This is a genomic window from Nocardioides caldifontis, from assembly GCF_008087345.1.
GTDB lineage: Bacteria > Actinomycetota > Actinomycetes > Propionibacteriales > Nocardioidaceae > Marmoricola_A > Marmoricola_A caldifontis.
Genome location: NZ_VHIB01000011.1, coordinates 171,681 through 191,227, shown reverse-complemented (window position 1 = coordinate 191,227; position 19,547 = coordinate 171,681). Strand labels below are relative to the sequence as shown.

Annotated in this window: 13 protein-coding genes; 12 read left to right on the top strand and 1 reads right to left on the bottom strand. The window is 70.7% G+C overall.

The features are described from left to right. Window positions 1-135 precede the first annotated feature (135 nt). Both FIP57_RS18095 and FIP57_RS18090 read left to right on the top strand, forming a co-directional pair. The gene (locus tag FIP57_RS18095) at window positions 136-2,373 is read left to right on the top strand and encodes a RelA/SpoT family protein (RefSeq protein WP_148575006.1); all 2,238 of its coding nucleotides are present in this window, start codon (window positions 136-138) and stop codon (window positions 2,371-2,373) included. Between the two features lie 222 nt (window positions 2,374-2,595). Continuing rightward, window positions 2,596-3,603: a type IV toxin-antitoxin system AbiEi family antitoxin domain-containing protein gene (locus FIP57_RS18090; protein WP_148574937.1), complete on the top strand. Its 1,008-nt coding sequence runs from the start codon at window positions 2,596-2,598 to the stop codon at window positions 3,601-3,603. A gap of 91 nt (window positions 3,604-3,694) precedes the next feature. On the opposite strand, the gene FIP57_RS18085 is transcribed toward FIP57_RS18090, so the two are convergent. Beyond that, entirely contained in the window at window positions 3,695-5,008 is a 1,314-nt protein-coding gene (locus FIP57_RS18085; protein ID WP_148574936.1) for a DUF349 domain-containing protein, read from the bottom strand. Between the two features lie 86 nt (window positions 5,009-5,094). Here FIP57_RS18085 and FIP57_RS18080 point away from each other — a divergent pair, with 86 nt between their 5' ends. The 10 genes from FIP57_RS18080 to FIP57_RS18035 all read left to right on the top strand — a co-directional run bounded on the left by FIP57_RS18080 (window position 5,095) and on the right by FIP57_RS18035 (window position 19,332). Further along, window positions 5,095-5,814: an MBL fold metallo-hydrolase gene (locus FIP57_RS18080; RefSeq protein ID WP_148574935.1), complete on the top strand. Its 720-nt coding sequence runs from the start codon at window positions 5,095-5,097 to the stop codon at window positions 5,812-5,814. A gap of 3 nt (window positions 5,815-5,817) precedes the next feature. Then, entirely contained in the window at window positions 5,818-7,224 is a 1,407-nt protein-coding gene (gene hisS, locus FIP57_RS18075; RefSeq protein ID WP_148574934.1) for a histidine--tRNA ligase, read from the top strand. Beyond that, window positions 7,221-9,002, top strand: a complete 1,782-nt coding sequence (aspS, locus tag FIP57_RS18070) for an aspartate--tRNA ligase (RefSeq protein WP_148574933.1) — start codon at window positions 7,221-7,223, stop codon at window positions 9,000-9,002. Before hisS ends, aspS begins: the two co-directional genes overlap by 4 nt. Window positions 9,003-9,166: 164 nt before the next feature. Further along, on the top strand, window positions 9,167-10,174 hold the full coding sequence (locus tag FIP57_RS18065) for an ABC transporter permease (protein WP_148574932.1): 1,008 nt from the start codon (window positions 9,167-9,169) through the stop codon (window positions 10,172-10,174). A gap of 47 nt (window positions 10,175-10,221) precedes the next feature. Continuing rightward, window positions 10,222-12,000, top strand: a complete 1,779-nt coding sequence (locus FIP57_RS18060; RefSeq protein ID WP_148574931.1) for an ABC transporter substrate-binding protein — start codon at window positions 10,222-10,224, stop codon at window positions 11,998-12,000. 144 nt (window positions 12,001-12,144) lie between these two features. Further along, complete coding sequence (locus FIP57_RS18055) at window positions 12,145-13,140, top strand: ABC transporter permease (RefSeq protein WP_148574930.1); 996 nt, start codon at window positions 12,145-12,147, stop codon at window positions 13,138-13,140. After that, window positions 13,137-14,279, top strand: a complete 1,143-nt coding sequence (locus FIP57_RS18050; RefSeq protein ID WP_148574929.1) for an ABC transporter ATP-binding protein — start codon at window positions 13,137-13,139, stop codon at window positions 14,277-14,279. Before FIP57_RS18055 ends, FIP57_RS18050 begins: the two co-directional genes overlap by 4 nt. Next, a complete protein-coding gene (locus tag FIP57_RS18045) occupies window positions 14,276-15,469 on the top strand; it encodes an ABC transporter ATP-binding protein (protein ID WP_148574928.1) in 1,194 nt (397 codons plus the stop codon). Before FIP57_RS18050 ends, FIP57_RS18045 begins: the two co-directional genes overlap by 4 nt. A 43-nt stretch (window positions 15,470-15,512) precedes the next feature. Next, window positions 15,513-17,417, top strand: coding sequence for an ABC transporter ATP-binding protein (locus FIP57_RS18040; RefSeq protein ID WP_238993574.1), 1,905 nt, complete (start codon window positions 15,513-15,515; stop codon window positions 17,415-17,417). Then, window positions 17,410-19,332 carry an ABC transporter ATP-binding protein gene (locus tag FIP57_RS18035; RefSeq protein WP_238993573.1) on the top strand — a complete coding sequence of 641 codons (1,923 nt, stop codon included), beginning with the start codon at window positions 17,410-17,412 and terminating at the stop codon, window positions 19,330-19,332. The genes FIP57_RS18040 and FIP57_RS18035 overlap by 8 nt, the downstream gene beginning before the upstream one ends. Window positions 19,333-19,547 lie beyond the last annotated feature (215 nt).

Below are 19,547 nucleotides of genomic sequence, written 5' to 3'. Positions count from 1 at the left end.
AAGCAGACGCCCGGAGCCGTTGCCGCGCGCGCCCCTGAGCCCCCCGCGGAGCCCGCTGCCGAGGCGCCGACCCAGTCGTCCCCGCCGGCCGACGACCTCGCCGGCGCGCCCGCCGCCGGCTCGTCCGCGGGTCGGATGCGTGCGCGGCTGGCCCGGATCGGCACCCGCGGCCAGGCGAGCAACCCGGTGCTCGAGCCGCTCTTCCGTGCGGTCCGTGCCAACCACCCGAAGGCCGACCTCGCGCTGCTCGAGCGGGCGTACGTCACCGCCGAGAAGCTTCACCGCGGGCAGCGGCGCAAGAGCGGCGAGCCCTACATCACCCACCCGCTCGCGGTGACCACGATCCTCGCCGAGCTCGGCATGACCGAGCCGACGCTGGTCGCCGCTCTCCTCCACGACACGGTCGAAGACACGGCGTACACCCTCGCCGACGTGCGTCGGGACTTCGGCGACGAGGTCGCCCAGCTCGTCGACGGCGTGACCAAGCTCGACAAGGTCAAGTACGGCGAGAGCGCCGAGGCCGAGACGATCCGCAAGATGATCGTCGCGATGAGCCGCGACATCCGGGTGCTCGTCATCAAGCTCGCCGACCGGCTGCACAACATGCGCACGCTGCGCTACCTGAAGCAGTCGACGCAGGAGCGGAAGGCGAAGGAGACCCTCGAGATCTTCGCGCCGCTGGCCCACCGGCTCGGCATGAACACCCTGAAGTGGGAGCTCGAGGACCTCGCGTTCGGCACCCTCCACCCGAAGATGTACGACGAGATCGTGCGGCTCGTCGCCGATCGCGCCCCGTCGCGGGACAACTTCCTCACCAAGGTGATCGCCCAGGTCGAGCAGGACCTCCGCTCGGCACGGATCAAGGCGACGGTGACCGGCCGACCGAAGCACTACTACTCGATCTACCAGAAGATGATCCTGCGGGGTCGCGACTTCAGCGACATCTACGACCTCATCGGGATCCGGATCCTGGTCGAGGACGACCGCGACTGCTACGCCGCGCTCGGCGTCATCCACTCGCGGTGGAACCCCGTGCCGGGGCGGTTCAAGGACTTCGTCGCGATGCCGAAGTTCAACATGTACCAGTCGCTGCACACCACGGTGATCGCCCTCGAGGGCAAGCCCGTGGAGATGCAGATCCGCACCTACGGCATGCACCGGCGCGCGGAGTATGGCATCGCGGCGCACTGGAAGTACAAGGAGAACGTCCGCGCCGGCGCCGACACCGACAAGTCGATCGTGGACGCCGGGATGAGCGACATGGGCTGGGTGCGCCAGCTGCTCGACTGGCAGCAGGACACCGAGGACCCCGGCGAGTTCCTGGAGTCGCTGCGGTTCGAGATCAACTCCAGCGAGGTCTACGTCTTCACCCCTCGCGGCGACGTCGTGGCGCTGCCCGCAGGCGCGACGCCCGTCGACTTCGCGTACGCGATCCACACCGAGGTCGGTCACCGCACCATCGGCGCCCGGGTGAACGGCCGGCTGGTGCCGCTGGAGTCGACCCTCGACAACGGCGACGTGGTCGAGGTGTTCACCTCCAAGGCGCAGAGCGCCGGCCCGAGCCAGGACTGGCTGCAGTTCGTCAAGTCGCCCCGGGCGCGCAACAAGATCCGCCAGTGGTTCACCAAGGAGCGGCGCGAGGAGGCGATCGAGCAGGGCAAGGAGCAGATCGCCCGGCTGATCCGCAAGGAGGGCGTCCCGCTCAAGCGGGTGCTCACGCACGAGACGCTGTCGACGGTCGCCTCCGAGATGCGGCTCGCCGACGTCTCCGCGCTGTACGCCGCGGTCGGTGAGGGCCACGTCGGCGCCCAGGCGGTCGTGAAGCGCGTCATCGACCTGTTCGGAGGTCCGGACGGCGCCACCGAGGACCTCGCCGAGGCCGTCCAGATCACCGGCCGCCGGGCCCGGGCGAAGGCGCCCCGCGGCGACGCCGGCGTGATCGTCAAGGGGCTCACCGACGTCTGGGTCAAGCTCGCCAAGTGCTGCACCCCGGTCCCCGGCGACGACATCCTCGGCTTCGTCACCCGCGGCGAGGGCGTCTCTGTCCACCGCTCCGACTGCACCAACGCCGACCAGCTCAAGCTCCACCCCGAGCGGCTCGTCGACGTCGAGTGGGCGCCGACCGAGCAGTCGATGTTCCTGGTCAACATCCAGGTCGAGGCCCTCGACCGGACCCGGCTCCTGTCGGACATCACCAAGGTGCTCTCCGACATGCACGTCAACATCCTCGCCGCGTCCCTGAACACCGGCCGGGACCGTGTCGCCAAGAGCCGGTTCACCTTCGAGATGGCCGACCCGAAACACCTCGGCCACGTCCTCCGGGCCGTCCGCAACGTCGAAGGCGTCTTCGACGCCTACCGCGTCACCTCCTGACCTCCCTCCCCGCCGAGTCGTCGCATCTTCACGCGGGATCCCCGCCGAGTCGTCGCATCTTCACGCGGGATCTGGGCCGAGCCGTCGCATCTTCACGCGGGATCTGGGCCGAGCCGTCGTGTCTTCACGCCGGTGCCTCTCCACAGATCGGCGTTCGCCCGTCTCTCCACCGTGGGGATCGAGGATCGGCGGCGACGCGGCTCGTGGTGGTCGCGTGCAGCCATGCAGCTTCCGTTCCTCTTCGACCAGCCCGCCGTACTCGACGAGCGGTTCCCTCTGCCGCTCGACGCGCCCTTCACCACCGCGCAGGCGCGAGTGGCCGGAGTCAGCTCGAACCAGCTGACCCGGCTGGTGAACCAGGGTTACCTGCGCCGGCTCGTGAAAGGTGTGTACGCCGCGGCCCAGCTGCCCGACTCGAGGGTGCTCCGCGGTCGTGCGATCGCGCTGGTGGCTCCGCCAGGGTCTGTCGTCTGTGACTGGACGGCCTGCTGGTACTGGACGGGTGTCGACCGGCCAGGGGCGCACCGCGGGACCCCGCCCCTCGACGTCTTCCGCTTCCGAGGCCACCAACGGCTCAGGAACGGGCTCGTCACCAGTGGCGAACGCTGGTTCTTGCCCTCGGATGTCGTGCCTCTCGACGGAGACGTGCGCGTCGCGACGCCGATCCGTACGGCTTGGGACCTCGGTCGGTTCGCGCCCCGGATCAGTGCGATCGGTGGGATGGACGCGCTCGCGCGGACCGGGTCGTTCTCCGTCGAGGAGCTGAACGGCGACGTCGAGCGGTTCCGACGGCAGCGTGGCGTCGTACAGCTCAGGTACCTCGCCCCGCTCGTGGACCCGCGGGCTGAGAGCACCGGGGAGTCAGGGCTGCGTCTGCGCTGGAAGGAGTGCCCGAGGCTCCCCGCTCCGGAGCTGCAGATCCCCGTGTACGCCGAAGACGGGACCTTGCTCTACCGGATCGACCTGGGCGTCGAGGAGCTGCGGCTCGGTGTCGAGTACGACGGTGAGGAGTGGCACTCGTCGGAGTCGGACCGGGCCCACGACTTCGGGCGGCGAACCAGCCTCGAGGACCGGTTCGACTGGGGCATCGACGTGTTCCGGAGGTCTCACGTGTACGGGCAGCGGGAGATCGTCACCGCGCGGCTCCCGCAGGCCGTCCGTGAGTCGAGGCTCGCGCTGCGGGGAGACAGAGCCGCACGCTTGCCGCGTGCCGAGCGTTGGCGCTCGTGAAGATGCGACGGCTCGGCGGGAAACGCTCGTGAAGATGCGACGGCTCGGCGGGAAACACGGGTGAAGATGCGACGGGTCGGCGTTCGAGGGGTCAGGCGGAGAACTCTTCGAGAGCCTTGCGGGCCTCGGTGAGCCAGGACTGGCGAGCCTCGATCGCGGCGGCGTGCTCGGCGGCCTTGCGGTCGTTGCCGGCGGCGGCGGCCTTGTCGCGCTTGGCCTCGAGGTCGGCGATCGACGCCTCGAGCTGGGCGACGGTGTCGGCCGCCCGGGCACGCGCCTCGGGATTGGAGCGGCGCCAGGCCTCGTCCTCGACGGCGCGGATCGCCTGCTCGACCTTGCGGATCCGCCCCTCGAGCTCCTTCATCCGGTCGCGCGGGACCTTGCCCGCCGCGTCCCACCGCTCCGCGATGTCGCGGAAGGCGCTCTTCGCGGCGGCGAGGTCGGTGACCGGGAGGAGCGCCTCGGCCTCGACGAGGAGCTGTTCCTTCTTCTCGGCGTTGGTGACGAACTCCGCCTCGGTGGCGGCGTTCGCGGCGTCGCGGGCACCGAAGAAGACGTCCTGGGCGGCGCGGAACCGCTGCCAGAGCTGGTCGTCGATCCCCTTCGGAGCCGGTCCTGCCTCCTTCCAGCGGCGCATCAGCTCGCGGTACGCCCCGGCGGTCGGGCCCCAGTCGGTCGAGGACGAGAGCGCCTCGGCCTCCTTGACCAGCTTCTCCTTGATCGCCCGTGCGCCCTCGCGCTTCTCGTTGAGCTCGGAGAAGTGCGCCTTGCGGCGCCTGGTGTACGTCGTGCGGGCGGACGAGAACCGGCGCCACAGCGCGTCGTCGGCCGACTTCTCGAGCCGGGGGAGCGCCTTCCACTCGTCGAGCAGCGCCCGGAGCCGGTCCGCCCCGGCTCGCCAGTCGTTGCCCTCGGCGAGCCGCTCGGCCTCGCTGGCGATCCGCTCCTTCTCCTGCTGCGCCTGGCTGAGCCGCCGGGCGCGGTCCGCCTTGCGCTTCTCGCGCTGGCGACCGATGAGCTCCTCGACGGCGGCGAGCCTGCGGTCGAGAGCGTCGAGGTCACCGACGGCCTGGGTCTCGGCGACGGTGGCGCGGACCTGCTTCAGCGAGCCGGTGGCATCGTCGGGAGAGACCGCGCCGGAGCGGACCCGCTTCTCGAGGAGGTCGACCTCGAACACCAGGGCGTCGTACTTCCGCGCGAAGAACTCCAACCCCTCCGCGGGGTCCCCGCCGAGCCACTGGCCGACCTGGCGCTCGCCGTCGGCGGTGCGGACGTACACGGTGCCGTCCTCGGCGACGCGACCCCACGAGCGGGCGTCCGAGCCGGTCGTCGGCTCGGCGCTCTTCCGTGCGCTGCGGTCCGCGAGGGATGCAGGCGTGGGTGCGGGGTCCGGCGAGCTGTTCAACGGTCCACCTCGGGTCGGCAACGTCTGTCCGGCATCGTAGTCGCTCGGTTTCGGGGGGCGGCTGCGCGGTCGGTAGGCTGCCGGGCGTGTTCATCGCAGGCTTCCCCGCTGGTCCCTGGGCGACCAACTGCTACGTGGTCGCCACCGAGCCCGGGGCGGAGTGCGTCGTCGTCGACCCCGGCAAGGACGCCGCCCAGGGGGTCGCCGAGGTGGTCCGGGAGCACCGGCTGAAGCCCGTCGCGGTGCTGGTCAGCCACGGACACATCGACCACATGTGGTGCGTCGCCCCGGTCGCCGGGAGCTACGACGCAACCGCCTACGTCCACCCTGACGACCGCCACCTGCTCAGCGACCCGATGGCGGGGATGTCGCCCGAGACGGCGGGGATGCTCCTCGGCGGCCGCTACGAGTTCGCCGAGCCCGACGAGGTGGCCGAGATCGCCGACGGCACCGACCTCGAGCTCGCCGGGCTCCGGTTCCGCGTGGACCACACCCCGGGGCACACGCCCGGCTCGATCACCTTCCGCACGCCGTACGACGACCCGCAGTCCGGCGTCAGCCAGGTCATGTTCTCCGGCGACCTCCTCTTCGCCGGCTCGATCGGGCGCACCGACCTCCCCGGGGGCGACAGCGAGCAGATGATGCGCAGCCTCGCCGAGAAGGTGCTCCCGCTCCCCGACGACATCGTGGTGCTCCCGGGCCACGGCGAGCAGACCAGCATCGGCCAGGAGCGCGCGACGAACCCGTTCCTGCGCCAGCTCGCCGGCACCGGCGCAGGCGCCACGATCCCCACCAGGGGGCTCTGAGCGATGGCCTCCCGCCGCATCACCCCGCTGAGCGGGTTCCCCGAGCTGCTCCCCGGCCAGCGCATCGTCGAGGCGCAGGTCGTCCGCACCCTGTCGGAGACCTTCGAGCTGCACGGCTTCGCGCCGCTGGAGACCCGGGCGGTGGAGCCGCTCGACCAGCTGCTGCGCAAGGGCGAGACCAGCAAGGAGGTCTACGTCCTCCGCCGCCTCCAGGCCTCCGAGGAGGACGACGGCGGTGACAGCAGCGGCGGGCTCGGGCTCCACTTCGACCTCACGGTGCCGTTCGCCCGCTACGTGCTGGAGAACGCCGGCAAGCTGGAGTTCCCGTTCCGCCGCTACCAGGTCCAGAAGGTGTGGCGCGGTGAGCGGCCCCAGGAGGGTCGGTTCCGCGAGTTCACCCAGGCCGACATCGACGTGGTCGGCCGCGACGTGCTGCCGTTCCACCACGACGTCGAGGTCGCGCGCGTCATGGTGGATGCGCTGCGGCGCCTGGAGTTCCTGCCGCCGATCCGGTTGCAGGTCAACAACCGCAAGCTGATCCAGGGGTTCTACTCCGCGCTCGGCGCACCCGACGTGGACGCGGTGATGCGCGCCGTCGACAAGCTCGACAAGGTTCCGCCCGACGCGGTGCAGCAGCTGCTGGTCGACGAGGCGGGGCTCGACGAGAAGCAGGCCGACCTCTGCCTGCGGCTCGCCGCGATCAGCACCGACGACGGCTCCTTCGCCGACGAGGTGCGGGCGCTCGGCCTCGAGCACCCGCTGCTCGAGGAAGGGCTCGAGGAGCTCGCCGCGGTCGTCGAGGGGTGCGCCTCGCTCGTCGACCAGCGGGTGCGGATCGTCGCCGACCTCAAGATCGCGCGCGGCCTGGACTACTACACCGGCACCGTCTTCGAGACCCGGCTCGACGGGTTCGAGTGGCTCGGGTCGATCTGCTCCGGAGGCCGCTACGACGCGCTCGCCAGCGACGGGAAGACCTCCTACCCGGGCGTCGGGATCTCGCTGGGGCTCAGCCGGCTGCTGGTCCCGCTGTTCCAGCGCGGCGTCCTCGCCTCGGACCGCTCGGTGCCGAGCGCGGTCCTGGTCGCGCTGCCCGACGAGGAGTCCCGCCCGACGTGCGACCGGGTCGCCCATCAGCTGCGCGAGCGCGGCATCGCGACCGAGGTCGCCGCCGCGCCGCAGAAGTACGGCAAGCAGATCCGGTACGCCGAGCGCCGCGGCATCCCGTTCGTGTGGTTCCCGGCCACCGGCGGCGGGGACCACGAGGTCAAGGACATCCGCAGCGGCGACCAGCAGCCGGCCGACCCGGCGTCCTGGAGCCCGCCCGCCGGGGACCTGCGGCCGAGGACCGTGGTCTCGACGGTCTCGACAGGCTCGACCACCGAAAGCCCCGACGAAGGAGCACCCTCTTGATCCGCACCCACGACGCCGGAGCCTTGCGCACCGACCACGTCGGGCAGACCGTCACGCTGGCCGGCTGGGTGGCCCGCCGTCGTGACCACGGCGGGGTGGCGTTCCTCGACCTCCGTGAGGCGAGCGGTGTCGTCCAGGTCGTCGTCCGGGACGAGGCGGTCGCCTCGCAGCTGCGCTCGGAGTACTGCCTGAAGGTGGTCGGCGAGGTCGCCGCCCGCCCGGAGGGCAACCAGAACCCCAACCTGCCCACCGGCGACATCGAGGTGATCGCCAGCGAGGTCGAGGTGCTCAGTGCCGCCGCGCCGCTGCCGTTCCCGATCGACGACCACGTCGACGTGGGGGAGGAGGTGCGCCTCGCGCACCGCTACCTCGACCTGCGCCGCTCCGGCCCCGCGGCGGCGATCCGGCTGCGCAGCGAGGTCAACCACGTGGCCCGCGAGGTCATGCACCGCAGGGGGTTCGTCGAGGTCGAGACGCCGACGCTGACCCGGTCGACCCCCGAGGGCGCCCGCGACTTCCTGGTGCCGGCCCGGCTCCAGCCCGGCAGCTGGTACGCCCTCCCGCAGAGCCCACAGCTGTTCAAGCAGCTGCTGATGGTCGGCGGGATGGAGCGCTACTTCCAGATCGCGCGCTGCTACCGCGACGAGGACTTCCGCGCCGACCGGCAGCCCGAGTTCACCCAGCTCGACATCGAGATGTCCTTCGTCGAGCAGGACGACGTCATCGAGCTGACCGAGGAGCTGCTCACCGAGGTGTGGCGGCTCGTCGGCCACGAGATCGAGACGCCGATCCCGCGGATCACCTACGCCGAGGCGATGGCCCGCTACGGAAGCGACAAGCCCGACCTGCGCTGCACCCTCGAGCTCACCGACTGCACGGAGTTCTTCGCCGACACCGAGTTCCGCGTGTTCCAGGCGCCGTACGTCGGCGCCGTGGTGATGCCCGGAGGGGCGAGCCAGCCGCGCAAGCAGCTCGACGCATGGCAGGAGTGGGCGAAGCAGCGCGGCGCGCGCGGGCTCGCCTACCTCCTCGTCGAGGAGGACGGCTCCCTGCGCGGGCCGGTCGCGAAGAACCTCTCGGACCGCGAGCGCGAGGGGATCGCCGGTCACGTCGGCGCCGAGCCGGGCGACTGCATCTTCTTCGGCGCGGGCGCGGTGAAGAGCACCCGGTCGCTGCTCGGCGCGGTGCGCCTCGAGGTCGCACGCCGCACCGGGCTCATCGACGAGTCCGCGTGGAGCTTCGTCTGGGTCGTCGACGCCCCGCTGTTCGAGCCGGCCGACGAGGCCACCGCGTCCGGCGACGTCGCCGTGGGCAGCGGCGCCTGGACCGCGGTCCACCACGCCTTCACCTCGCCCAAGGCGGAGTGCCTCGACACCTTCGACACCGACCCCGGGTCCGCGCTGGCCTACGCCTACGACATCGTCTGCAACGGCAACGAGATCGGCGGCGGCTCCATCCGTATCCACCGCGAGGACGTCCAGAAGCGGGTGTTCGCGGTGATGGGGCTCGGCGAGGCGGAGGCCGAGGAGAAGTTCGGCTTCCTGCTCAAGGCCTTCAAGTACGGCGCCCCTCCGCACGGCGGGATCGCTTTCGGCTGGGACCGGATCTGCGCCCTGCTCAGCGGGTCGGACTCCATCCGCGAGGTGATCGCGTTCCCGAAGACCGGCAACGGTTACGACCCGCTCACCGCCGCACCCGCTCCGATCACCGCCGCCCAGCGGAAGGAGGCCGGCGTGGATGCCGTTCCGAAGGAAGATCTCCGGCAGCCACCGGCCTGAAACCAGATCGTTATCTGACCGCGTCTCGATTTGTTCGTATGCGGGTCTAGAGTCGCACGCGGCCGTGACGGTGATCGTGCCTCCGGCCTGCCGACACCGCACCCGTGTCCCTCCCGGGGGTCCTCGTGCGGCGTCCGGCGGACAGCTCGTGCGGGAAGGCATCCATGGCAATCACTCCGGCCGCTCTGGAGGAAGGCGTCGTCGCCGACGCCACCGGTGCAGAGCCCGTCGCGGGGAAGTCGCCGACACAGATCGCACTGAGGCGGCTGCGCAAGGACAAGGTCGCGATGTTCTGCGCCTTCCTCGTGCTGGTGATGACGGTCCTCGCGATCCTCGCGCCGGTGATCACCGGGGCGATGAACATCTACTGGGACGTGAGCCACCCGGACGCGCCGACCGGCAGCGAGGTGCTCGACGTCTACGGCTTCCCGATCATCGGCCCGCCGTTCAACGGGTTCACGTGGGAGCACCCGCTCGGCCTGGCGCCGCGGACCGGCTCCGACAACCTGGCCTACCTGCTGTACGGGCTGCGGACCTCGATGATCGTCGCGTTCTCCGCGGCCGTGCTGTCCACCTTCATCGGCGTCGTGATCGGGCTGGTCTCCGGCTTCTCGCGCGGCTGGGTCGACCGGGTGCTGTCGTTCATCACCGACATGTTCCTGTCGTTCCCGTCGCTGCTGGCGATGCTGGCGCTCGCGCCGATCATCGTGTCCCACTTCGGGGGCAACCTCGACCTGCTCGGGACCGTCCAGTTCGTGACGCTGATCGTGATCCTGGTGATCTTCGGCTGGATGAGCCTCGCCCGGCTGATCCGCGGCCAGGTCCTGTCGCTGCGTGAGCGCGAGTTCATCCAGGCCGCCGAGGTCATCGGCGTCCCGACCCGGCAGATCCTGTTCAAGGAGCTGCTGCCGAACCTCATCGCGCCGATCGTCATCACGCTGTCGCTGAACCTGCCGGCGTTCGTGGCGCTCGAGGCGGGGCTGTCGTTCCTCGGCCTCGGGCTCAGCGACATCCCGTCGCTGGGGAAGATGGTCTCCGACGCCCGCACGTACTACTCGGACTACCCCCTGTTCCTCTGGGTCCCCGTCGCTGCCATCGGCGTGCTGACGCTGGCCCTCAACCTCCTCGGCGACTCGGTGCGAGACGCCTTCGACCCCAGAACTCGCCGCTGACACCCCGTCGCGGGCGGGAGCACAACCACGGAAAGGTGGACCAGTAAATGCGGTTCAGGAAACCGATCGTCGCGCTGAGCGCGGCCGGCCTCCTCGCCCTTGCCGCGTGCGGCGGCGGCGACGGCGGCTCGTCGAACAACGGAGGCGAGAAGGTCGACCGGGAGACCCTCGGCAACGTCGGCTCCGGCCAGGACCCCGAGCGTGAGGGCCCGGTCGAGATCGAGGGCGCTCAGGAGGGTGGCATCGCCACCGTCTACACGCAGGTCGGTCTGACGACCAGCATCGACCCCTCCGACCTCTACTACACCGACACCAGCGCGATCGGCAGCGGCCTGCTGTTCCGCAGCCTGACGCAGTACGACCGCGACCCGGAGACCGGCCAGATGGTGCTGATCCCGGACCTCGCGACCGACCTCGGCACGCCGAACGAGGACTTCACCGAGTGGACCTTCGAGATCCGCGACGGGGTGCGCTGGGAGACCGGCGAGGAGGTCACGGCGGAGGACGTCGCCTACGGCATCATCCGCTCGATGGACAACAAGACCTTCCCGGGCGGCCCGGGGCTGTACTTCAGCAACCCGTACTTCCTGGGTGGCGACAAGTACAAGGGTCCCTTCACGTCCGGCACGACGGAGCAGGAGGCGGTCTCCGTCGACGGCAACAAGGTCATCATCAAGATGTCCAAGCCGTTCCCGGACTTTCCGTACTACGGCTCGTTCCCGGCGATGGGGCCGATCCCCGAGGGTGAGGACGACCCGGACGAGTACGCCCTGCGTCCGATGTCGACCGGTCCGTACAAGATCAAGGAGTACACCCCGGCGAAGACGCTCGTCCTCGAGCGCAACACCGAGTGGGACCCGGCCACCGACCCGGGCCGCACGCAGTACCCCGACGGCTACGAGTTCAAGGCCGGCGTGCAGATCGACCAGATCGACCAGATCATGCTGGGCGACAAGGGCGAGGGCCAGACCTCGATGACCTACGAGGACATCTCCGCCCAGACCTACCGGACGATGCAGAACGAGGCTCCGGACCGCGTGGTCACCGGCACCTCGCCGTGCACGTACTACTACGCGCCGGACTACCGGAAGATCAAGGACATCAAGATCCGCGAGGCTCTGATGTGGGCGCTGCCCTACAACGACCTCATGGTCACCGGTGGCTACATCCCCGAGGTCAACGCGTTCCCGGCGAGCCAGCTGATGGCTCCGGGTGTCGCCGGCCGTGTGGACATCGACCTGTTCGGCCACGGTGAGTTCGAGACCGACCCGGACAAGGCGAAGCAGCTGCTCGAGGAGAGCGGCAACCTCGGCTACGAGATCAAGTTCCCGTGGCGCACCGACAACGACATCAACACCAAGAGCAAGGACGTCCTAATCAAGGCGCTCGAGGCTGCCGGCTTCAAGGCGACCCCGGTGGCGACGACCGAGGCGAAGTTCGAGGGCGACATCATCGACAACCCGGACTCCGAGGTGAACGTCCGCTCGGGCATGGGCTGGTGCCAGGACTGGCCGTCGGGCTCGACCTGGATCCCGCCGGTCTTCCAGTCGGTCGACATCAAGGAGCTGGGCCAGTTCGGCACCAACTACGCCGCGTTCAACGAGCCGGAGGTGGACCAGAAGATCAACGAGGTCTTCGAGCTCCCGGCCGAGGAGCAGGCGGACGCGTGGGGGAAGCTCGAGGAGGAGATCATGACCAAGTACCTCCCGATCATCCCGTACTTCCACAGCGGCGTCGTGGTTGCCCACGGTTCGAAGATCCAGGGCTACGAGATCGACAACAACCTCGGAATGCCCGCCTACAAGGACATCTGGATCTCCGAGTGATCCAGGGGTGAGCGCGGCTCACCCGTCCTGACATCCGTTGCGTCCGCGTGACGCAGCACGGTGCGGGGTGGTCCCGGTCCGACCGGGGCCACCCCCACCACACCGTCCAGGGGTCGACGACCCCGTTCTCAGTCCAGGGGAGACATGGCTGGCTACATCGTGCGGCGGCTGCTCTCGGCCGCCCTCGTCGTGGTGCTCACCTCGATGTTCGTCTTCGCCCTCTTCTTCCTGGGCCCTGCCAACGCGGCGCGGCCGCTGTGCGACCTCAACGGCCGCTGCAACCCCGAGAAGCTCGCGCTCCTGACCGAGCAGCTCGGGCTCAACGACTCCGTCGTGAACCAGTACGGCATCTGGGCGAAGGGGCTGGTCTCCGACCGCGAGATCGTCTTCGGCCCCACGTTCCACTGCGACGCGCCCTGCCTCGGGATCTCCTACAGCACCCGTGGCGAGGTCACGACCGAGCTCTTCGACCGGTTCCCGGCGACGATCTCGGTGGCCATCGGCGGCGGCGCGCTCTACCTGGTGATCGGGGTCGTCCTCGGCGTGGTCGCAGCGGCGCGGCGGGGGACCGTGGTCGACCGCGGCCTGGTCGCCGCCAGCCTGGTGATCTACTCGATCCCGTTCTACGTCGTGGCGCTGGTCGCGTGGATCTTCTTCTCGCTGGAGTGGGGGATCTTCCCGGACACCACGTACCACCCGATCTCCGAGGGGGTGGGCCCCTGGTTCTGGGGGCTCCTGCTGCCCTGGCTGGTGCTCGGCTTCACGAACTCAACGACCTACGCGCGCTACACGCGCGGGCAGATGGTCGAGACCCTCGGTGAGGACTACATCCGCACCGCCACCGCGAAGGGCGTACGCCGGAGCAAGGTGCTGTTCAAGCACGCCCTCCGCGCCGCGATCGTGCCCGTCATCACGCTTTTCGGGCTCGACTTCGCCTACCTGCTGACGGGCACCATCTTCCTCGAGCAGATCTTCCAGATCGACGGCATCGGGCGCTGGGCCATCGAGGCCCTGCGCGACCCGATCGACTTCCCGGTCGTCTCCGCCACCGTGCTGGTCGGCGCGATCGTCATCGTGGTCGCGAACCTGCTCGTCGACATCTTCTACAGCTTCATCGACCCGAGAGTCCGCCTGGCATGAGCTCGCCCCACGTCAACGAAGGCTTCTTGTCCGCAGGACAGCAAGTCTTTCAGCCGTCCGCCGGGGAGGACCCGTTCCTCGTCGTCGACGAGCTGACCGTCCGGTTCCCGACGCACGACGGCCTTGTGCAGGCGGTCACCGACCTGAGCTACTCGGTCGAGCGTGGCAAGACGCTGGGGATCGTCGGTGAGTCCGGTTCCGGCAAGTCGGTGTCGTCGATGGCGGTCCTCGGGCTCCACGACCCGCGGTCGACCCGGCTCTCCGGCTCGATCCGGGTCGGGGGTCGGGAGATCGTCGGCGCCGACGAGGACGACCTCCGAAGGTTGCGCGGCAAGGACGTCGCGATGATCTTCCAGGACCCGCTGTCGGCCCTGCACCCCTTCTACAGCATCGGCGACCAGATCGCCGAGGCCTATCTGCTGCACAACAAGGTCTCCAAGCGCGAGGCCAAGGCGCGCGCCGTCGAGATGCTCGACCGGGTCGGCATCCCGCAGGCCCGCAACCGCGTCGACGACTTCCCGCACCAGTTCTCCGGAGGGATGCGGCAGCGCGCGATGATCGCGATGGCGCTGGTCAACGACCCGAAGCTGCTCATCGCCGACGAGCCGACCACCGCGCTCGACGTGACGGTCCAGGCGCAGATCCTCGACCTGCTGCAGGACCTCCAGCGCGAGTTCAACTCGGCGATCATCATCATCACCCACGACCTCGGGGTCATCGCGGAGATGGCCGACGACGTGCTGGTGATGTACGCCGGCCGCGCGGTCGAGACCGGCCCGACGAAGCTGCTGCTCACCAACCCGGAGATGCCCTACACGTGGGGGCTGCTCTCCAGCGTCCCCGACGTGACCGCGAGCACCGACGCCCGGCTGATCCCGATCCCGGGCAACCCGCCGAGCCTGCTCAACCCGCCGTCCGGGTGCCCGTTCAACCCGCGGTGCGCGCACAAGGACAAGGTGCCGGGCGACCTCTGCACCACGACCCTGCCCGACCTGCTGCCGGCCCAGGTCGGCGAGGACCACCGGCGCCGCTGCCACCTGCCCGACCCGGAGGTCATCTACGGCACCGAGGTGCTGCCGGAGATCGCTCCCAACCTGGTCGAGCAGCACGAGCAGACGCGCGAGGAGGAGACCCGATGACCGAGCTCCGCCCGCACGCCCCCTCGACGTTCACCTCCGAGGAGCCGTTGCTGGAGGTCGTGAACCTCAAGAAGTGGTTCCCGGTGAAGTCCTCGGGCCTGGTCCGGCGTACCGTCGCGAACGTCCAGGCGGTCGACGGCGTCTCCTTCTCCGTCCCGCGCGGCGGGTCGCTCGGGCTCGTGGGCGAGTCCGGCTGCGGGAAGTCGACGACCGGCCGGCTGATCACCCGGCTCTACGAGCCCACCGCGGGGCAGATCCGCTTCGAGGACACCGACATCGCGAAGCTGTCGAAGCGGGAGATGCTGCCCTACCGCAGCGAGATCCAGATGATCTTCCAGGACCCGTACAGCTCGCTGAACCCGCGCCACACCGTCGGCACGATCGTCGGCACCCCGCTGCGCGTGCACGACATGGTGCCGAAGGACAAGGTCCTCGACCGGGTCCGTGAGCTCCTCGAGGTGGTCGGGCTCAACCCCGAGCACTACAACCGCTACCCGAGCGAGTTCTCCGGCGGCCAGCGGCAGCGCATCGGGATCGCCCGGGCGCTCGCGCTCCAGCCGAAGCTGCTGGTCGCGGACGAGCCGGTGTCGGCGCTCGACGTGTCGATCCAGGCGCAGGTGGTCAACCTGCTCCAAGACGTGCAGCGCGAGTTCAACATCGCGTTCCTGTTCATCGCGCACGACCTCGCCGTGGTCCGGCACTTCTGCCCCGAGGTCGCGGTGATGTACCTCGGCAAGATCGTCGAGATCGCCGACCGCGAGACGTTGTACTCCCGGCCGCACCACCCCTACACCCAGGCGCTGCTCTCCGCCGTGCCCGACGTGAAGCAGGCGTCGGTCGGTGGCCGACGCGAGCGGATCATGCTGCAGGGCGACGTGCCCAGCCCGATCAACCCGCCGTCGGGGTGCCGGTTCCGGACCCGGTGCTGGATGGCGCAGGACATCTGCGCCAAGCAGGAGCCGCCGCTGCTGCAGATCGGCCCCCGCCACAAGGTCGCCTGCCACTTCGCCGGCGAGCGCGGGTCGACAGGCCACGTGCCGATCACCCTGAAGGCGCTCGGGGTGAACTCCCATGGTGACCCGGTGCCCGGTGAGGAGCCGATGCAGGGGCTGGACGCCCCCGGGTACTCCCCGATGTTCAAGGACCGCGAGACGCACCTGCGCGAGTCCGAGCCGCTGGCCGACCGCTGAGCCGACGCGTGGCCGCACCGGACGGATAACCATTTCGTCCGGCGTGGCCGCGCGGCCTACGCTCGACGACGCGATGCGTGACTTCCCACCCCGGGTCACCGCCTTCCGGACCTTCCCCGGCGAGAACCCCAGCGAGCACCCCGACCTGCGTTCCCCGACCCGTTTCCTCCTGTGGCAGCTCGGTCAGCAGGCCGGGGTCGTCGCTGCGGCCACCCTCGTCGGGATCCTGTGGCAGCTGCCGATGACCGTCGGCCCCTGGATCGTCGGCCGCGCGATCGACCGCGGCATCCTCGCGGAGTCGACCGGCGCCACGTGGAGCTGGACCGGGCTGCTGCTGGTCGTCACCCTGATCGGGGCCGTGTTCGGCATCGTGATGCACACGCTCGTCGTGCGCAGCTGGCTGATCGCCCTCTACGGCACGACCCTGCTGGTCGCCCGCAAGGCGGTGCAGCTCGGCCACGTGCTGCCTCGACGGTCGCCCACCGGTGAGGTGCTGAGCGTCGCGGCGAGCGACGCCGACGAGTTCGGCGGGCTCACCGAGGTCACCGCCCGCGCGCTGTCGCAGCTGGTGGCCTACCTCGCCGTGGCCGCGATCGTGCTGTCGACGTCGCTGCCGATGGGGCTGCTCGTGCTGGCGGCGGCGCCGGTGCTCGTCGGCATCGCGCTGCCGATGCTGCGGCCGCTCCACCGGCGGCAGGAGACCGAGCGGCAGCGCAGCTCGGCGCTGACCTCGATGGCGACCGACATCGTCGCCGGCCTGCGGATCCTGCGCGGGATCGGCGGCGAGGCGACGTTCGGCCGCAACTACGCCCGGCAGTCGCAGCTCACCCGCCAGGCGGGTGTGGCAGCAGGTGTCTGGCAGGCGGTGATCGAGGCGCTCGGCGTGTTGATGTCCGGGCTCTTCCTCGTCCTGCTGATGTACGTCGGGACGCGGGCCGTCGACTCGGGTGAGCTGACCGTCGGCGAGCTCGTCAGCTTCCTCGGCTACGGGCTGTTCATGGTCGGCCCGATCCGGACCTTCTTCGAGTTCGCGCAGAAGGTGACCCGCGCCCTCGTGTCCGCCCGCAAGGCGGTCGCCGTCCTCGAGCTCGAACCCCCGTGGCGCGAGCCCGCCGACCCTGTCACGCTGCCCGTCGACGCCGAGCTCGTCGACGAGGCCAGCGGGTTCGTGGCCCGGCCCGGGCGGCTCACCGTCGTGGTCAGTGCCGTGCCCGAGTCGTCGGCCGAGCTCGCCGACCGGTTGGGCCGCTGGTTCCCCGTGGAGGAGGAGCCGCCGCCGCTCGACGACGAGGACGAGGGGACGGGCCGGCGTACCCGGGCGGAACGACGGGCCCGACGCGAGCGCATCGCGGCCCGTGACGCCGAGCGCGCGGCACGCCCCTGGGGCGTCACGTACGGCGGGGTCGACCTCGCCCGCGTGCCGCTCGACGAGGTGCGGGGCACCGTCCTGGTCAGCGACACCAGCAGCCAGCTCTTCGCCGGCACCCTCCAGGAGGCGGTCGACCCGCACGGCCGGCTGACCCGGGTCGCGGCCGAGGAGGCGCTGCGCTCCGCCGCGGCCGAGGACGTCTACGACGCCCTGCCCGGTGGCTGGGCGGGGCAGCTCGACGAGCGCGGCCGCGGCTTGTCCGGGGGCCAGCGGCAGCGGCTGGTGCTGGCCCGCGCGCTCGCAGCCGACCCGGAGGTGCTGGTCCTCGTCGAGCCGACCTCGGCGGTGGACGCGCACACCGAGGCACGGATCGCCGAGGGCGTGGCGGCGCACCGGCGCGGGCGTACGACGGTCGTCACGACCGTGTCCCCGCTGTGGCTCCGCCACGCCGACCACGTGGTGCTCCTGGTCGACGGCCGGGTGGCCGCCGAGGGAACCCACGAGCAGCTGCTCCGCGACGAACCGGACTACGTGTCCGTCGTGGCGCGCACGGCCGAGGTGGAGGAGAGCCGTGTCTGACCTCCTCCACGACTCCGCTGCCACCTGGCGGGAGCGCCACCTCGAGCCCCCCGTGCTGCCGCCGGTGCTGGCCGACCCGGCCACCGGCGGCTCGGCGGGTGCCCGCGTGCGGGCGATGCGCGAGCGGCACCGGGCCCGGCGGGAACGGGCGCAGGAGATGTACGACGCCTCCCGGAACCCGGCCCGTGGCTGGCCGGTCGCCGACGAGCGCGCCGTCGTCCGGTTCGTGGCGCGGCTCGTCGCGGAGCGGCGTCGCTCGTTCACCGCGCTGGTCGTCTTCAACGCGCTCGCCGCGGTGGCCGCGCTCGCCGTGCCCCGCCTGCTCGGCGAGCTGGTGGACCGGGTCACCGCGTCCGGCCCGGCCACCGGGCTGGAGTCGCTCGCCCTGGTGATCGCCGCGGTCGTGGTGGCGCAGGCGGGATTCACCTTCGCCGGCCAGCTCACCTCGACGCTCTTCGGCCAGAACCTGCTCGCCTCGATGCGGGAGTACGTCGTCGACCGGATCCTCGGCCTCCCGCTGAGCCGGGTGGAGACGGGGAGCACCGGCGACCTCGTCACCCGTGTGACCCGCGACGTCGGGACGATGAGCCGGGCGATCCAGTTCGGGCTGCCGATGGCGGTCATCACCCTGCTCACCGTGGTCCTCTCGGTCGCGGCGATGCTGCTCAACTCGCTGCTGCTGGCCGTGCCGTCGCTGCTGGTGGTCGGGGCGTCGTTCGTCCAGGTGCGCCGCTACCTCCGGCGTGCTGCTGTCGCCTACATCGCGGAGGGGGCGACGTACTCCCGGATCAACACGACGCTCACCGAGACCGTCGAGGGAGCCCGCACCGTCGAGGCGCTCGGCCTCGCCGAGCGTCGGGCCCGGGCGGGCGAGGACGACATCGCGGTGTCGGCGCAAGCCGAGCGCTACGGCATGACGCTGCGGAACCTGCTGTTCGCCGCGATCGACATCGCCTTCAACGCGCCGCGGGTGATCACCGTGGTCGTGGGCGCGTGGGGCTACTGGAACGGCTACGTCACGCTCGGCCAGATCACGACTGCGGTGCTGTACGTCGAGGCGCTCGCCGGTCCGCTCGACCGGCTCGTCGGCGAGATCGACCGGCTCCAGGTCGGCGCGGCGTCGACCGCGCGGCTGCTCGGTATCGCGTCGGTCCCGGCCGACCGCTCGCCGGGAACGGCGCTCCCCGAGGGGCCGGAGCTGGTGGGGGAGTCGCTGCGGTTCGCCTACCGCCCCGACCACGACGTGCTGCACGGCGTCGACATCCGCCCCCGCGTCGGGGAGCGGCTCGCGATCGTCGGGCCGAGCGGGTCGGGCAAGTCGACCCTCGGCCGGCTGCTCGCGGGGATCAACGGCCCCCGCACGGGCCGGGTCAGGATCGGTGGCGTCGAGGCGATCGAGCTGCCGCTCGAGGTGCTGCGCGAGGAGGTCGCGCTGGTCACCCAGGAGCACCACGTCTTCGTCGGCACCGTGCGCGACAACATCGTGCTCGGCCGCGAGGGCGCCGACGACACCGCGGTGTGGACCGCGCTGACCGCGGTCGGCTCAGCCGACTGGGTGCGCCGGCTCCCCGACGGGCTGGACACCCAGGTCGGCTCGGGCAACCTGCCGCTCACCCCGGCGCAGGCCCAGCAGGTCGCGATGGCGCGGCTCGTCGTCGCCGACCCGCACACGCTGGTCCTCGACGAGGCGACGTCGCTCATCGACCCGCGCACCGCCCGCACCCTGGAGGGGTCGATGCATGCCCTCCTCGAGGGGCGGACCGTCATCGCCATCGCGCACCGGCTGCACACCGCTCACGACGCCGACCGGATCGCCGTCGTCGAGTCGGGGCGGATCGTGGAGCTGGGCACGCACGACGAGCTGGTCGCCCAGGACGGGGAGTACGCCGCCCTCTGGCGCGCGTGGACCAGTTGAGGCATGTGCTGCCGGGTGGTCGAACCTGCCTGGGCGGTTGAACCTGTCTGGGTGGTCGAGCCCGCCTGGGCGGTTGAGCTTGCCGGTGGTGGTTGAGCTTGTCGAAACCACTCGGTGGTTGAGCCCGCCGAAACCACGAATCGCCAAGCCTGCTTGGGGAAAAGCGGTCTGCACCACTCCGGAGAACTGTCGGTGGGCTTCCGTAGCGTCCTGCC

What these genes read in the sequence shown, in the direction of transcription:
- FIP57_RS18095 (WP_148575006.1), top strand. Translation starts at nt 136, where the DNA reads ATGCGTGCGCGGCTGGCCCGGATCGGCACCCGCGGCCAGGCGAGCAAC.
- FIP57_RS18090 (WP_148574937.1), top strand. Translation starts at nt 2,596, where the DNA reads ATGCAGCTTCCGTTCCTCTTCGACCAGCCCGCCGTACTCGACGAGCGG.
- hisS (WP_148574934.1), top strand. Translation starts at nt 5,818, where the DNA reads ATGGCCTCCCGCCGCATCACCCCGCTGAGCGGGTTCCCCGAGCTGCTC.
- FIP57_RS18065 (WP_148574932.1), top strand. Translation starts at nt 9,167, where the DNA reads ATGGCAATCACTCCGGCCGCTCTGGAGGAAGGCGTCGTCGCCGACGCC.
- FIP57_RS18060 (WP_148574931.1), top strand. Translation starts at nt 10,222, where the DNA reads ATGCGGTTCAGGAAACCGATCGTCGCGCTGAGCGCGGCCGGCCTCCTC.
- FIP57_RS18055 (WP_148574930.1), top strand. Translation starts at nt 12,145, where the DNA reads ATGGCTGGCTACATCGTGCGGCGGCTGCTCTCGGCCGCCCTCGTCGTG.
- FIP57_RS18050 (WP_148574929.1), top strand. Translation starts at nt 13,137, where the DNA reads ATGAGCTCGCCCCACGTCAACGAAGGCTTCTTGTCCGCAGGACAGCAA.
- FIP57_RS18045 (WP_148574928.1), top strand. Translation starts at nt 14,276, where the DNA reads ATGACCGAGCTCCGCCCGCACGCCCCCTCGACGTTCACCTCCGAGGAG.